Annotated in this window: 12 protein-coding genes; 10 read left to right on the top strand and 2 right to left on the bottom strand. The window is 73.6% G+C overall.

Annotated elements, in window-relative coordinates:
- Nucleotides 1–10 precede the first annotated feature (10 nt).
- The 8 genes from ABD844_RS06765 to ABD844_RS06730 are packed head-to-tail and all read left to right on the top strand — an operon-like array spanning nt 11 to nt 8,665.
- Complete coding sequence (locus tag ABD844_RS06765; RefSeq protein WP_344874063.1) at nt 11–1,516, top strand: ABC transporter substrate-binding protein; 1,506 nt, start codon at nt 11–13, stop codon at nt 1,514–1,516.
- Entirely contained in the window at nt 1,513–2,451 is a 939-nt protein-coding gene (locus tag ABD844_RS06760; RefSeq protein WP_344874061.1) for an ABC transporter permease, read from the top strand. Before ABD844_RS06765 ends, ABD844_RS06760 begins: the two co-directional genes overlap by 4 nt.
- Nucleotides 2,448–3,281 carry an ABC transporter permease gene (locus tag ABD844_RS06755; RefSeq protein WP_344874059.1) on the top strand — a complete coding sequence of 278 codons (834 nt, stop codon included), beginning with the start codon at nt 2,448–2,450 and terminating at the stop codon, nt 3,279–3,281. The genes ABD844_RS06760 and ABD844_RS06755 overlap by 4 nt, the downstream gene beginning before the upstream one ends.
- Nucleotides 3,268–4,179, top strand: coding sequence for an ABC transporter ATP-binding protein (locus ABD844_RS06750; RefSeq protein WP_344874057.1), 912 nt, complete (start codon nt 3,268–3,270; stop codon nt 4,177–4,179). The genes ABD844_RS06755 and ABD844_RS06750 overlap by 14 nt, the downstream gene beginning before the upstream one ends.
- On the top strand, nt 4,151–5,011 hold the full coding sequence (locus tag ABD844_RS06745) for an ATP-binding cassette domain-containing protein (RefSeq protein WP_344874055.1): 861 nt from the start codon (nt 4,151–4,153) through the stop codon (nt 5,009–5,011). Before ABD844_RS06750 ends, ABD844_RS06745 begins: the two co-directional genes overlap by 29 nt.
- The gene (locus tag ABD844_RS06740) at nt 5,008–6,204 is read left to right on the top strand and encodes a M20 family metallopeptidase (RefSeq protein ID WP_344874053.1); all 1,197 of its coding nucleotides are present in this window, start codon (nt 5,008–5,010) and stop codon (nt 6,202–6,204) included. Before ABD844_RS06745 ends, ABD844_RS06740 begins: the two co-directional genes overlap by 4 nt.
- Nucleotides 6,201–7,247 (top strand): P1 family peptidase, encoded by a 1,047-nt coding sequence (locus ABD844_RS06735; protein WP_344874051.1) that lies wholly within the window; start codon nt 6,201–6,203, stop codon nt 7,245–7,247. Before ABD844_RS06740 ends, ABD844_RS06735 begins: the two co-directional genes overlap by 4 nt.
- The gene (locus ABD844_RS06730; protein ID WP_344874049.1) at nt 7,244–8,665 is read left to right on the top strand and encodes an aldehyde dehydrogenase family protein; all 1,422 of its coding nucleotides are present in this window, start codon (nt 7,244–7,246) and stop codon (nt 8,663–8,665) included. Before ABD844_RS06735 ends, ABD844_RS06730 begins: the two co-directional genes overlap by 4 nt.
- A gap of 25 nt (nt 8,666–8,690) precedes the next feature.
- Here the strand turns inward: ABD844_RS06730 and ABD844_RS06725 are convergent, their stop codons facing one another.
- Both ABD844_RS06725 and ABD844_RS06720 read right to left on the bottom strand, forming a co-directional pair.
- A complete protein-coding gene (locus ABD844_RS06725) occupies nt 8,691–9,452 on the bottom strand; it encodes an SDR family NAD(P)-dependent oxidoreductase (RefSeq protein ID WP_344874047.1) in 762 nt (253 codons plus the stop codon).
- 76 nt (nt 9,453–9,528) lie between these two features.
- Nucleotides 9,529–10,083: a GNAT family N-acetyltransferase gene (locus ABD844_RS06720; RefSeq protein WP_344874045.1), complete on the bottom strand. Its 555-nt coding sequence runs from the start codon at nt 10,081–10,083 to the stop codon at nt 9,529–9,531.
- Nucleotides 10,084–10,225: 142 nt separating this feature from the next.
- Between ABD844_RS06720 and ABD844_RS06715 the strand changes: the two genes are divergently transcribed.
- Nucleotides 10,226–10,732: a methyltransferase family protein gene (locus ABD844_RS06715; RefSeq protein WP_344874043.1), complete on the top strand. Its 507-nt coding sequence runs from the start codon at nt 10,226–10,228 to the stop codon at nt 10,730–10,732.
- Nucleotides 10,733–11,012: 280 nt separating this feature from the next.
- Nucleotides 11,013–14,942: a hypothetical protein gene (locus ABD844_RS06710; protein ID WP_344874041.1), complete on the top strand. Its 3,930-nt coding sequence runs from the start codon at nt 11,013–11,015 to the stop codon at nt 14,940–14,942.
- Nucleotides 14,943–15,004: the final 62 nt, after the last annotated feature.

Genomic DNA, 15,004 nt, shown 5'->3' with positions numbered 1-15,004 from the left:
GCTGTAGGACATGAGGCGAATCGGGATCTGGCTCGCCGCGGGCGGCCTCCTGCTGGCCGCCGCCGCGTGCGGCGGCAGCGCCGACGGCGGTGCGGGCGGTGGCGCGGGCGGTAGTTCCAAGGCCCAGTCGCTGGCGGTCGGATTCGTCGCCGAGCCGGCCAACCTCGACTTCACCTCCACCGAGGGCGCCGCGATCCCCCAGGCGCTGCTCGTCAACGTCTACGAGGGGCTGGTCAAGCTCGGCCAGGACGGCCGGATCGTGCCGCTGCTGGCCGAGAAGTGGGACGTCTCCGCCGACCGCAGGACCTACACCTTCACGCTGCGCGAGAACGTGAAGTTCACCGGCGGAGCGCCGTTCACGGCCGACGACGTGGTGTTCTCCCTCGACCGGGTCAGGACGGACTGGAAGCTCAAGATCAAGTCGCAGCTCGACGTCATCGACACGGTGACCAAGAAGGACGACTCCACCGCCGTGGTCACCCTCAAGCGGCCCAGCAACGGCTTCCTGTACTCGATGGCCACCAGGCTCGGCGCCATGTTCAGCCGTACCGGGGTCGCCGACCTGGCCAACAAGCCGGTCGGCACCGGCCCGTACGCGCTCAGCTCGTGGCGGCGCGGCGACTCCATCCAGCTCGACGCCAACCCCTCCTACTGGGGCACGAAGCCGCCGCTGTCGTCGATCACCCTGAAATACTTCAAGGACGCCACGGCGATGAACAACGCCCTGCTGACCGGCGGCATCGACGTCATCTCCAGCGTGCAGGCGCCCGAGTCGCTCCAGCAGTTCGCCGACCCCGGCCGCTTCCAGACGGTCGAGGGCACCACGAACGGCGAGGTGGTGCTGTCGATGAACAACGGCCGCCCGCCGTTCGACGACAAGAAGGTCAGGCAGGCCGTCCGGCACGCGATCGACCACAAGGCGCTGCTCGACACCGCCTGGGCCGGGCGCGGGCAGCTCATCGGCTCGATGGTGCCGCCCACCGACCCCTGGTACGAGGACCGCACCGGCGACTACCCGTACGACCCGGCCAAGGCCAAGGAGTTGCTCGGCGGCAAGACGTACACGGTCAAGATGCGCGTGCCCAACCTGCCGTACGCGGTCAACAGCGCCCAGGTGGTCAAGTCGCAGCTTGCCCAGGTGGGCATCACGGCCGAGATCGAGCCGCTGGAGTTCCCGGCCCGCTGGCTGGACCAGGTGTTCACCAAGGGCGACTACGACCTGTCGATCATCAACCACGTCGAACCTCGTGACCTGGGCATCTTCGCCGACGGGTCGTACTACTTCGGCTATGACAACCTCGAGTTCGGCAAGCTGCTCGCCGCCGCCGACGAGGGCACCGAGCAGCAGCAGGCCGACGACCTCAAACAGGCCGCCAAGCTGCTGTCCGACGACGCCGCGGCCGACTGGCTCTTCCTGTTCCCCAACCTGATCGTGGCGAAGAAGGGCGTCACCGGGCTGCCGGAGAACGCCATCGCGGAGTCCTTCGACTTCACCGCGCTCGCCAAGCAGCAGTGACGCTGTACCTGGTCAGACGACTGGCGGTGCTGATCGCGAGCGCCGCCGTGGCGGCGGTGGCGGTGTTCGCGTTCATGGCGCTGCTGCCGGGCGACCCCGCCGAGATCGCGCTGGGCGTCAACGCCACCCCCGAGGCGGTGGCCGAGCTGCGCCGCCAGTTCGGCACCGACCGGCCGCCGGTGGCGCAGTTCCTCGACTGGTCCGGCGGGCTGCTCCAGGGCGACTTCGGCACCTCCTACGTCACCAGCGCCCCCATCGGCCCCCAGATCTCCGACCGGCTCGGGGTGACGGCCGTGCTGGTGCTCGGCGGCATGGTCGTGGCGCTGGTGCTGGCGGTGCCGCTCGGCACGTTCGCCGCCGTGCACCACCGCGACCCCCTCGGCGCGGTCGTCAGCGCGGCCAGCCAGGTCGGCATCGCGATCCCGGCGTTCCTGGCGGGCATCCTGCTGGTGTTCGTGTTCGCCGTGCGGGCGCAGGCGCTGCCGTCCGGCGGCTACGTGCCGTTCGCGGACGACCCGGGGGAGTGGCTGCGCGGCCTGCTGCTGCCGTGGCTGTCGCTCGGCCTCGTCCAGGGCGCGGTGCTCACCCGCTACGTACGCAGCGCCGTGCTCGACGTCATGCGCGAGGACTACCTGCGCACCGCCCGTGCCAAGGGCCGGGGCCGCACCGGCGCGCTGTGGCGGCACGGGCTGCGCAACGCCTCGGTCCCCGTCGTCACCGTGCTCGGCCTGCAACTGGCCACCCTGCTGATCGGCGCGGTCGTGGTCGAGCGGGTCTTCGTCATCCCGGGGCTCGGCGACCTGCTGCTCAACGGCGTCGCCGGGCGCGACCTGCTGCTCGTCCAAGGGGTGGTGATGGTGCTGGTGGCGGCCGTCCTGCTGATCAACTTCGTGGTGGACGTGGCCTACCGCGTGCTCGACCCGAGGCTGCGATGAGAGGCCGGGCGAACGCCGGGCTGCTCGTCGGCGGCACGCTCGTCGGGCTCGTCGTGCTCGCCGCGCTGGTGTCGTTCTTCTGGACCCCGCACGACCCGACGTTCGTGGACGCGGCCCGCAAGCTGCGCGAGCCCGGCGGCGGCTACCCGCTCGGGGCCGACAAGTTCGGCCGCGACACCTTCAGCCAGCTCATGGTCGGCGCCCGCACCACCCTCTACGTCGGCGTCGTCGCGGTCGGCATCGCCGCCCTCGTCGGCACCCCGCTCGGCGTGGTCGCCGGGATGACGCCGCGCGGCTGGCTGTCGGAGCTGATCATGCGGGTCAACGACCTCGTGTTCGCCTTCCCCGCGCTGCTGCTGGCCGTCATGCTCGGCGCCGTCTACGGGCCGGGCACGCTCACCGCCATGATCGCGATCGGGGTGGCCACCGTGCCCGCGTTCGCCCGGGTGGCGCGGGCCGCCACGCTCCAGGTCATGGTCACGGACTACATCCTGGCCGCCAGGGCCGCCGGGCGGCGGCGGCCCGGGATCGCCGTACGGCACGTGCTGCCGAACATCGGCTCCGTGCTCATCGTCCAGGCGTCGGTGTCGTTCGCGATCGCGATCCTGGCCGAGGCGGCGCTGTCGTTCCTGGGCTTCGGCACCCGCCCGCCCGTCCCGTCGTGGGGGCGCATGCTGCAGGAGTCCCAGGAGCTGCTGTTCTCCACCCCGCGCCTGGCACTGTGGCCCGGCCTCGCGATCGCGCTCGCGGTGCTGGGCTTCAACCTCCTCGGCGACGGCCTGCGCGACTTCCTCGACCCCAAGCTCAGGAGGATCCGTGCTGAGCGTTGAGGGCCTGACCGTGCGCGCGGACGGCGTCGAGCTGGTCCGCGACGTGTCGTTCGCCGTCGCGCCTGGCGAGCGGGTCGGCCTGATCGGCGAGTCCGGCTCCGGCAAGTCGCTGACCGCGCTGTCGCTCATGGGCCTGCTGCCCGAGGGCGTCACCGCGTCCGGACGGGCCAGGCTCGGCGAACGGGACCTCGTGGGGGTGCCGGAGCGCCGGCTCAAGGCGCTGCGCGGGCGCGAGCTGGCCATGGTCTTCCAGGAGCCCATGACCGCGCTCAACCCGCTCATGCGGATCGGCGCCCAGGTCGCCGAGGTCATGACCCTGCACGGCCGGCCCCGCCAGGAGGCCCGGCGGCGGGCCGTCGAGCTGCTGGAGCGCGTACGCCTGCCCGAGCCCGCCCAGCTCGCCCGCGCGTACCCGCACCAGCTCTCCGGCGGCCAGCGCCAGCGCGTCATGCTCGCCATCGCCCTGGCCAACGGCCCCGAGCTGCTCATCTGCGACGAACCCACCACCGCGCTCGACGTCACCGTGCAGAAGCAGATGCTGGAGCTGATCGCCGAGGTCGCGCCCGCGCTGCTGTTCATCACCCACGACCTGGCCGTGGTCGCGTCCGTGTGCGAACGCGTCCTGGTCATGTACGGCGGACGCGTCGTCGAGTCCGGCCCCATCCGCGAGGTCTTCACCCGGCCCCGCCACCGCTACACCCAGGGCCTGCTGGCCGCCTCCAGGCTCACCCCGCGCGGCACCCGGCTGCCTGCCATCGCGGGCTCCGTCCCCCCGGCGGGCCGCTTCCCCGGCGGCTGCGTGTTCCGCAACCGCTGCCCGCACGCCACCAGCGCGTGCGAGGCGTCCCCGGCGCTGAGAGGAGACGGACATGCCTTCGCCTGCTGGCACCCCGCCTGAGCCGCCGTCGTCGGGGCCGGGGGATGGACCGGCCGAGGCGGGGACCACGCAGCCGCTGATCGAGGTGCGCGGGCTGAACCGCGTCTACCGGCGTCCCCGCGCCTCGCTCACCCGGCCGGGCGCCGCCGTCCACGCGCTGCGCGACGTCTCGCTGACCGTGCGCCGCGGCGAGCGCTTCGGCATCGTCGGCGAATCCGGCTCAGGCAAGTCCACGCTGCTGCGCCTGCTCTGCGCGCTCGACCAGCCCACCAGCGGCTCCATCCGCTTCGACGGCCAGGAGATCACCGGCAGGCCCGAGCGGCGGCTGCGCTTCCTGCGCGAGAACCTCCAGATCGTCTTCCAGGACCCGATGAGCTCGCTCGACCCCCGCATGCGCGTGCGCGACCTCGTCGCCGAGCCGCTGACCGCACTCGGCCTGCCCGCCGGTGACCGGGTGGCCGAACTGCTGGAGGGGGTCGGCCTGCCCGCCGACGCGGCCGAGCGGTACCCGCACCAGTTCTCCGGCGGCCAGCGGCAGCGCATCGCCATCGCCCGCGCGCTCGCGCCCCGGCCGAAGGTGCTGGTCGCCGACGAGCCCGTCAGCGCACTGGACGTTTCCGTACGCGGGCAGATACTCAACCTGCTGGCCGACCTCGCCGACGACCTGGGGCTCACGCTGGTGTTCGTCTCGCACGACCTGTCCGTGGTACGGCACGTGTGCGAGACCGTCGCGGTCATGAGCGGGGGCGAGATCGTGGAGAGCGGGCCGGTGGACGACGTCTGGGCCGCGCCCGCCCACCCGTACACGCGGGCGCTGCTGGAGGCCGTACCGACTCTGGAGGGGTTTGCATGATCGATGTCGATGCCGGCGGAGTGGTGGAGTTCACGCAGGCGCTGGTGCGCATCCCCAGCACCAACGACCCGGCGCGCGGGCGCAGCGAACGGCCGGCCGCCGAGCTGGTCGAGGCCAGGATGCGCGAGTGGGGCTGGGAGCCGGTCGTGTACGAGGCCGCGCCCGGCAGGCCCAACGTGGTCGCCGTGGTCGAGGGCGGCGGCGGCCCAGGGCCGACGCTGATGTTCGAGGGCCACACGGACGTCGTCACCGAGGGCGACCTGTCCACCTGGACCGTGGACCCGTTCGGCGGCGAGATCCGCGACGGGCGGCTGTGGGGACGCGGCAGCGCCGACATGAAGTCCGGCCTGGCCGCCACCCTCTACGCCACCCGCGCCCTGCAACTGGCCGGACCGTTCCCCGGCCGGATCAAGGTGTGCGCCCTGGCCGACGAGGAGGGCCTCATGCTCGGCGCGCACCACTTCGTCTCCCAGGGCCTGACCGCCGACGTGGACGGCGCCATCGTGGCCGAGCCGGAGGCGGGCGAGATCTGCGCCGTCGCCAAGGGCGCGCTGCGGCTGCGCGTAGACCTCACCGGCAGGATGGCCCACGGCGCGATGCCCCAGCACGGCCGCAACCCCATCCAGGCCGCCGGAACCCTGCTGGTCGCGCTGCGCTCCCTCCAGGAGGAGCTCCAGGCGCGGCACCCGGCCCACGAGCACCTCGGCGAGGTGTACGTGACGCCGACCGTGCTGCGGGCCGGCTCCGAGGAGCAGGTGAACGTGATCCCCGCGGTCGCCTCGCTCTTCGTGGACGTGCGGACGATCCCGGGCGTCGAGCACCAGGACCTCGCCGACCGGGTGGCCGCCCTCGCCGCGGCTGATGGGATCACGGCCGACGGGATCTCGGCGCAGGTGTCGGTGCTGGTGGACCGGCCGCCGGTCGAGGTGCCGGTGACCGACCCCGTCGTGGCCGCGCTGGCCGCCGCCCATCGCACGGTGACGGGGGAGGAGCCGGTGTACGGCGGCGTGCCGGGCTCCACCGACGGGACCGTGCTGACGCACTGGGGCGGGATCCCGTCCGTGGTGTACGGGCCGGGGGGCAAGTGGATCGCGCACCAGGCCGACGAGTACGTGGAGGTCGAGGAGATCGTCCGCTGCACGCGGGTGTTCGCCGAGGCCGCCCGGCGCTTCCTGAGCGGCGAGCTGCGATGACGACAGGGCCGACGAACTCGCTGGTCGACGTGGCCGGTCTGCGCGTGGGCCACGCGCACAGGGTCGGTGGCGGCTTCCGCACCGGGACGACCGTCGTCCTCGCCCAGGGAGAGGGCGCCGTCGCGGGCGTGGACGTACGGGGGGCCGCCCCGGGAACGCGGGAGACCGAACTGCTGGACCCGCGCAACCTCGTCGAACGCGTGCACGCCGTGGTGCTGACGGGCGGGAGCGCGTTCGGGCTGGGCGCGGCGTGCGGGGTGATGGACCGGCTGGCCGACGCCGGAGTGGGGTATCCGGTGGCGGGCGGGGTGGTGCCCATCGTGCCCGCGGCGGTCATCTTCGACCTGGGACGCGGCGGCACCTTCCGCGCGGTCCCGGACGCCGCCCTCGGCGCCGCCGCCTACGACGCCGCCTCCTTCGCCGCCACCCCCTTCGCCTTCGCCGGGCCGTCGGGGACGGCGCACCCGGCCGCGAGCGGGTCCGTGGGAGCCGGGGCCGGGGCGGTGGCGGGCGGGCTGGCCGGAGGAGTGGGGACCGCGAGCGAGGTACTCCCCGACGGCGCCACCGTGGCCGCGCTCGCCGTGGTGAACGCCGCCGGCTCCGTACTGGACCCCCGCGACGCCACCCTCGCGGGCGCCAGGTACGGCCTCCCCTGCGAGTTCGACCACCTCCGTCCACCGGCCCCCGAGGAGGCGGAGGCGTGGAAACCGGCCGACGCCCCCTCCTTCAACACCACCATCGGCGTCGTCGCCACCGGCCTCACCCTCACCAAGGCCCAGTGCGGCAAACTGGCCGCGGTCGCCCACGACGGCCTGGCCAGGGCGATCAGGCCCGCCCACACCATGACCGACGGCGACACCGTCTTCGGCCTGGCCACCTGCGCCGCCCCGGCCCCCACCCACGACGCCTTCCAGGACGTCCTGGCCGCGGCGGCCGACGTGTTCAGCCGGGCTGTCGCGCACGCCGTCCTCGCCGCCACCGGCCGCGAGGGCGCGCCCGCCTACCTCGACGTGTTCCCGAGCGCCCGGCGGGGGCAGCCATGAACCACCACGCCCGCCTGCCCATCGGCGACGGATGGGAGGAGACCGCCGGCACCACCGACGTGATCTTCCCCTACGACGGGTCCACGGTCGCGACCGCCCCGCTGGGCACGCCGGAGCTCGCCAGGCGGGCGGTGGACGAGGCGCTCGCCGTGGCCCCCGCCATGGCCGCGCTGCCCTCCCACGCCCGCCGCGCCGCCCTCCTGCGCACGCACGACGCGCTGCGGGCTGAACGCGCGGAGTTCGAGCGGCTGCTCGTGCTCGAGACCGGCAAACCGCTGGTGGACTGCCAGGTGGAGGTGTCCAGGACGCTCCTCACGCTCGCCACCGCCGCCGAGGAGGTGGCCAGGCTGCACGGCGAGACCGTGCCGCTCGACCTGCTGCCCTCCGGCGAGGGGCTGATCGGGTTCTGGACGCGCCGGCCCATCGGTGTGGTCGTCGGCATCACCGGATTCAACTATCCGCTCCTCCTCGCCGCCCACAAGATCGCCCCGGCGGTCGCGGCCGGGTGCCCCGTGATCGTCAAGCCCGCCCCCGCGACCCCGCTGGCCACGCTCCGGCTGGTACGCCTCCTGCGCGCGGGCGGCGAGCTGCCCCCCGCCGCCGTCCAGCTCGTCACCGGCGACGTCGAGGTCGGCAGGACGCTGGTCGCGGACCGGCGCGTCGGCGCGGTCTCGTTCACCGGCTCGGCCGCTGCCGGGCACGCCGTGGCGCGGGCCGCCGCCCCGACCAAGGTGCTGCTGGAGCTGGGCTCGAACGCGGCGCTCGTCGTCGCGGCCGACGCCGACCTCGAAGCCGCCGCCGACGCGGTCGTGCGCGGCGGCTACTACGCCTGCGGCCAGGCGTGCATCTCCGTGCAGCGGGTGCTGGTCGAGCAGGACGTGGCCGCCCGATTCCTGCCCCTGCTGGCCGACCGGGTCAAGGGCGTCGCCGTCGGCGACCCGCGCCTGCCCGGCACCCGCGTCGCCCCGCTCATCGACGAGGCCGCCACCGAACGGGTCCTGGAGTGGATCGCCGCCTCCGGGGCCGACGTGGTCACCGGCGGACACCGCGAAGGGCGGGCCATCGCGCCGACCGTGCTGTCCGGGGTGCCGGACGGCGCCGCCGCCTGGGACGAGGAGATCTTCGGGCCGGTCGTGTGCGTGCGCCCGGTGCCCGACCTCGACGCCGCCTTCGCCGCGGTCAACGACTCCAGGTACGGCCTGCACGCGGCGGTGTTCACCCGGTCGCTGGCCACGGCGTTCGCGGCGATCGAGCGGATCGAGGCCGGGGGCGTGGTGGTCAACGACGTGCCGGGGTTCAGGGCCGACAACATGCCGTACGGGGGCGTGAAGGACTCGGGGACCGGCCGCGAGGGGCCGCGGTTCGCCATCGAGGAGTTCACGGTCACCAGGATGGCCGTCATCCGGCCACAGGGGTGACGGCCGGGCCCGGAGGGCGGGCGGGTCAGTTCGGTGGGTCGAAGCGGCCGTCCACGGCGGTCCAGCCGCCGTCCACGTACAGGACGGAGCCGGTGACGAAGCTGGCCGCGTCACCGGCCAGGTAGACCACCGCCCCGGCCAGCTCCTCGGCCCTGGCCCACCGGCCCAGCGCGCTCTTGGCGGCGTACGCGTCGTACCAGGCGGGGTGGTCCTTGATCTGCCTGGTCAGCGGGGTCTCCACGACGCCGGGCGCGATCGCGTTCACCCGCACGCCGCTCGGGCCGAACTCGGCCGCCGCCGTACGCAGGAGCTGCACCAGCCCGGCCTTCGTGGCCGAGTAGACGCCCTGCCCCGGCTCGGTGACCGAGGCACGGATCGAGGCGAACCCGATGATCGAGCCGCGCCCCCGTTCGACCATGCCCGCCCCGAACGCGCGCACCACGTCGAACGAGGCCCGCAGGTTGAGCCCCACCACCCGGTCGAACTCCGCGCCCGAGTAGTCGAGCAGCCGCTTGCGCACGTTCGTGGCCGCCGTGAACACCAGCACGTCGGCCGGGCACTCCGCAGCCAGGTCGCGCACCGCGCCCGGATCGAGCACGTCGACCAGCCGGGCGTCACCGCCGCATCCGGCGGCGGTCTCCTGCGCGGCGGGCAGGTCGCGGTCGGCGCAGACGACCGAGGCCCCGTGGGCGGCCAGCGCCAGCGCCGCCTCCCGGCCGATGCCGCTCCCCGCCCCGATCACCACGGCCCGCCGCCCGTCGAGGCGGAACAGCGCGTCATATCCCATACGAGGCACCCTAGCGACTGGTCCGACCAGTGCACCAGGTCTACCATCCCAGCGCCAACCCGGTGCCGGTTCAGGTTCAGTGCCGGTCGGGCCCGTGCGCGGCCTCCCATTCGGGGCGCAGCAGCTCGTACTCGACCTCGCCCTGCTCCGACCCCTCGATGGGATCGGGCCAGTCGAGGTGGAACGTGCGGACGTAGCGCAGCCCGCACTTCTCCATCACCCGCCGCGACCCCAGGTTGACCGCCATCGTCTGGGCGAACACCCGGCGCGCGCCCAGCTCCGCGAACGCCTTGTCGATCAGCCCGCGCGAGCCCTCGGTCGCGTACCCCTTGCCCCAGGCCGCCTGGTGCAGCCGGTAGCCCAGCTCGGGCTCGTCGTCAGGGCCGCCATCGGCCGAGCGCAGGTGGAACCAGCCGAGGAAGCCGCCGGAGTGCCTGTCCAGGGCCGCGTAGAAGCCGCCGCTCAGGAACCTGGGCATGGTCTTCCCGGCGAGCACGGAGCGCGGCGTCGGCCTGCCGCCGTTGAGGTGACGCATCACCTCGGGGTCGTTGTGCAGGCGGAACAGATCGTCCTCGTCTGACTCGGCGATGGGGCGCAGCGTGAGCCGCTCGGTCTGCAGGAATATGCGCACCGGCGTACGCTAACCGCCCCCGAGGGCTGCCTTCGACCGGTTTTCCCCGTTCCCGCTCTGCCGCCGGAGTGTCCGGCCGGAGGCGTTGACGCGACCGCGCACCGAACCTAAACTCATCGCATAGTGAATTAGGAGCGACGCCATGCGCAGAACGCCCGCCGCCGTCCTCACCGCCGCCTTCTTCGCCCTCGGCCCCGGCGTCGTCGCCGTGCTCGTCCCGTACTGGATCGGCGGCTGGCGGCTGCGCGACCCGTTCCCCGGCCCGGTCATGATCCCGCTCCGGGTGCTCGGCGTGATCCTGGCGCTCGCCGGGCTGGCGGTGCTGGCCGACGCGTTCGTCAGGTTCGTGGTCGAAGGGCTCGGGACGCCGATCCCGCTCGCGCCGCCCGACCGGCTCGTGGTCGGAGGACTCTACCGGCACGTCCGCAACCCCATGTACGTCGCCGTCCTGGCGGCGATCGTCGGCCAGGCCATGCTCTTCTGCGATCCGTGGCTGCTGCTCTACGCCGCCGTCGCGTTCCTCCCGGTCCGCGGCTTCGTCCACTGGTACGAGGAGCCGCACCTGCGGCGGCGGTTCGGCGCCGACTACGAGCGCTACCGCGCGAACGTGCCCGGCTGGTGGCCGCGGCTGCGCCCCTACCGGCCCTGACCCCAAGAAATTGGGGTCCCATGTCGGACCCAGTTTGACGCACAGTGAGGAAGTATGGTCGTCTCGTGACCTATGTTTCTGATGGGATGATTTAGCTAGGTCCGGGGGAGAAAGCTACATGCCGCACGCCCTTCTGCGCGTGCTCGCTTCGGCGTCCATCGCCGCCACGGCCCTCGTCGCCGTACCGGCCGCAGAGGCAGCAGAAAGATCGGTCGCTGGGCCGATTACCGGGCCGATTACCGGGCCGACTACCGGGCCGGTCCGGGCGCAGGAGCGGCCCGTGTCGACGAGGGTGACGCCCGTGCCCGCCGTCCAGGAGCCGCCGGCCGCCACCGTGACCGTCCCGCAGCGGGCCTCCATCGCACTCCAGCCCACCGGGAACGAGCGGGTCGGGCCGGAGCCGCCCGAGGTCACCACGCCCGCCGGGCCACAACTGGCCGACGAGGTCGCCAGGGACGCCGCCGCCGCCCAGGAGCGGCAGGGCTTCGGCGGGCAGGCGCCCGACGTGCGCGACATGCTGCCCGACACCACGCAGGCCCAGACGCTCTCGCTGCTCAAGCCGCTGGCGGCGATCGCCAAGACCTTCGAGGGGCTCGGCAAGGTCGTGCCCGGCCTGACGTACCGGATCTGCGTGGAGAGCGCCGCCGTGCCGGTCTCCTGCTCGATCCGGCAGCCGGTCGGCGTGCCGGTGGCCGCCGACGTGACCGGCGACTCCACCCCCGACCTGGCCGCCGACCTGGTGCCCACCGCTGATCCCGGCGAGAACGCCGTCGGGCTCTCGTTCGCCGTCAAGCGGCTCGGCGAGGAGAATCTCAAGGCGCTGGTCTGGGCCGAGTACGACGACCAGGTCTCGGTCGGGTTCGACGGCCTGCGCCGCGGGTCGTCGCTGTCGGCCTCCGACCGCGGGACGTTCACCGTCGATCTGGCGGGCAAGCGGGTCAAGGCCGTGGTCGAGCGCAAGGAGGCAGGGGAGTCGGCCGCCGTCGTGGCGAGCCTGAGCGGGCGCACGGCCGTGAGCCTGCGCCAGTCGCCGGCCACCGCCAAACTGACCGTCAACGCCGCGCTCGACACCCTCGCGCTCGACGTCACCGCCTCCGCGCCCGCCAAACTGGAGGCGCTGGCCGTGACGGGCAGCCGGTTCACCCACGCCGTGCTGGACCGCATGCCCACCCGCGCCGAGGTGCGGCTGTCGGGCGGCGAGATCCACTTCGCCAGCCCGTCCTCCATCCCCCGGGCCCGGCTGGACGACTTCGGCTACCGCGACGGCCACCTGTCCCGCGTCACCCGGGTGGAACTGGAGCGCGTGCCGTCGTCCTTGACCGCCGAGTACGGCAACGCGAACGGCCGCCAGTCCCTGTCCGTCGCCGCAGGGTCCGTCGCCGCCGGGTCCGGCGGCTCGCGCTCCGGAGCCGCGAGCCTGCTCTACTACGACCGCGCCGCCGACAGGACCGTGCTGAAGACCGAGCTGAGCGAGCTGCCCGCCAAGGTGAGCCTGGTCAACGACCTGGCCGGGCACCGGGTGACGCAGACGACCAGCTCGCCCATCGGCAAGTTCGCCGTGCTGCTGCAGCGCGCCGGCGGCGCCGTCTCCAGCCCGCGCGGCGGCCACGTCACGATGATCAAGGACGGCGCCGCCGTGGGGGTGTCGGGGCTGCTGACGGGGCTGTCCGGCTTCGACGTCACGTACGGGGCCGCGCCGCACGCCCACCTCGAAGTGGACTCCAGCGGCCGTTCGTTCACGGGCGCGGCCAGCATCGACCGCACCCACGTCGCCCGCCTGGAGATCTCCAACACGCCCGCCACCGTGGACGTCACCCTCGACCCCGCCGCCAGGAAGGCCGTCTACCAGGCCAGCGGTGTGATCGACAAGCTGCGGGCCGCGTACGCGAACCTCACGTCCGGCCCCACCATCGACGGCACCCTCCTGGGCGTGCACGACGACGTGAAGGCGTCGTGGGCGCTGGGCGAGCGCTCGACGGTCAAGGTCGAGACGTCCGCGAAGCTCGATCAGGTGCGGATTTATGCCAATAAAGCGCACGTCACGCAGGCGGGCGGCGAGGACGTGCGCGTCACCGTCGAGGGCGTGCGCAAGCTCGCCGAACTGGTCGCCGACACCAGGGCCCGCACCCTGAGCTGGACCTCGGACGGCCCGGTCGCCAAGGTCTCGGCGCTGGCCAGGGCCAAGCTCGGCGACCGGTACGCCAGGGCCGCCGCCGAGGTCACCGGCGTGCCCGCCCGGTTCGACGCCTCCTGGGACGCCGCCTCCTACCGCTTCCGCGGCCAGTCGGGGCCCGTCGGGACGGCCGCGCTGGCGTTCGCCAACCACGACGGCGCCAAGGCGCCCACGGGCCCGCACCTGGCCGTCCACCACACCGAGGCCACCGGCGACCTGGACGCCAGCGTGCAGGTCGAAGGGCTGTCGAACGTCGAGTTCACCCCGGCCGCGCAGGGGTTCGCCGCCGACTTCCGCGCGGCCCGCCAGACGCTCGCCGTGGACGCCGACGTCACGCGGGGCGACACCCGCTACGGCCTGATCGGCACGCTCGGCCCCGTGCCGGGACGGCTCGCCGTCACCTCCGCCGACGGCCGGCTCACCTACTCGGGTTCGCGCCTGGACGTGCGCGCCCGCGCCTGGCTCGGCAAGACCGCGGCGCTCGACCGCATGCGGGCCGCCCCGGCGGTCGACGGGGGCGTGTCGCTGGTGGACGGCGGCTGCGCGGCCGGCTCGCCCGGCTGCGCGCAGGGCCCCTTCTGCGTCGCCCAGCGCGGGTGCTTCGGCCTGCAGGGATACCTGGACGTGCGCGGCCTGCCCGACCAGGTGTCGGTGGACCTGGCCGGGAAGACGTTCGCGTTCTCCGGGTTCCGCCCGGAACGCCGCAGCCTGGCCCTCTACCTGGCCAGCAGCGTCCTGTCACCCGTGCCGATCAGGGCCAGTGCCACGCTGACCGGCCTGCCGTCCAGGATCACCGGCATGTCGGTGGGGCCGTTCGCGGTGGGGCAGGGCAACGTCGTGCAGGCGGCGTACCGGATCGAGCCCTCCGCCACGCTCGGCGCCCTCGACGTGCGGGCCGAGGCGGGCGGGGCGCGCGGTCACGTCGCCATCGACCCGGTGCCCGCGGCGGTGTCCGTCCAGGGCACGTACGGCGCCAAGACCCGCATCCGCGTCAGCAACTCCGCCGCCGTCAAGCGGCTCACCGCCAAGGTCACCCTGCCCGGCAAGGGCACCGGCGAGCTGAACCTCTCCGACGTGCCCGCCGTCTTCGGCGTGGACGCCGACGCCTCGGCCGCGGGGCTGAGCGTGCCGGCGCTCACGTACAGGGCGGAGGGCGGCGCCAGCACGCTCGACGGCGGCCTCGCCGTGGAGGGCGGCCTGGTGGACCCGTCGGGACGGCTCGGGGACGTGTCGTTCGCGGTCGAGGACCTGGCCGCCGACACCACGATCCGGCTCAACCCCGACCAGTCGCTCGACCTGGTCTCCAAGCCCGTGCCCACCGGACGCGTCACGCTGCGCGCCGGGCTGCGGGTGGACCCGGTGGCGCCGCAGGCGATCGCGGTGAGCAAGGAGGTCCCGTACACGACCGGGTTCCTCACCTACCACGTCGGCGGCCGGTTCGGGCTGGGCAGGAGCACGGTCGAGGCCGTCTCGCTGTCCGTCGGCCGCATGTCGTGGCTGCGGGTCAGGCCGGGCAAGGTCCCGTTCGCCCTGAAGGCGCCCCCGGCCCTCGGCTACGTCGCCCCCGGCTTCGAGGGGAGCTACGGCGACCTCAAGATCAGCACCAAGGGCGTGGACCTGCGGCCCGACGTGCGCCTGGACGTCAGGCTGAGCAGGCAGGTCGGCGACGACGCCTTCCGCGAGTCGGTCCACATCGGCCCCGCCACCTCGCTCGCCCTGCGCCGCTACGACCAGCGCATGCGCAGGATCGGGGCCGAGCAGGAGATCAAGGCGGCCGGGATCAGCCTGGCGTGCGTGACCGTGGACGCCAAACCCGGGTTCGTGGCCGACGGCGGCGGCGGCTCGATCACGCTGCGCGGCGCCGACGGGCCGCAGATGGTCTCCTTCCTGGATCCGGGCGGGCAGGTGCCGGACTACGCGGTGGACCTCCTGACGCACTTCATGAGCCCGTTCCCGGGGGCGGACTGGAAGGTGGCGGGCACCGTGGCGGGCTCCTGCTCCTCCGGGCGCGACGCCAGGCGCCCTGAGACCCGCTGAGCAGCCCTTTCCCGCCTTCGTCGATAATGACCGTCGTCAAAGACGGCCGTCGTCGGCGACGG

The organism is Nonomuraea antimicrobica (genome assembly GCF_039536965.1).
Taxonomy (GTDB): domain Bacteria; phylum Actinomycetota; class Actinomycetes; order Streptosporangiales; family Streptosporangiaceae; genus Nonomuraea; species Nonomuraea antimicrobica.
This window is presented reverse-complemented; position numbering and strand designations above follow the sequence as displayed.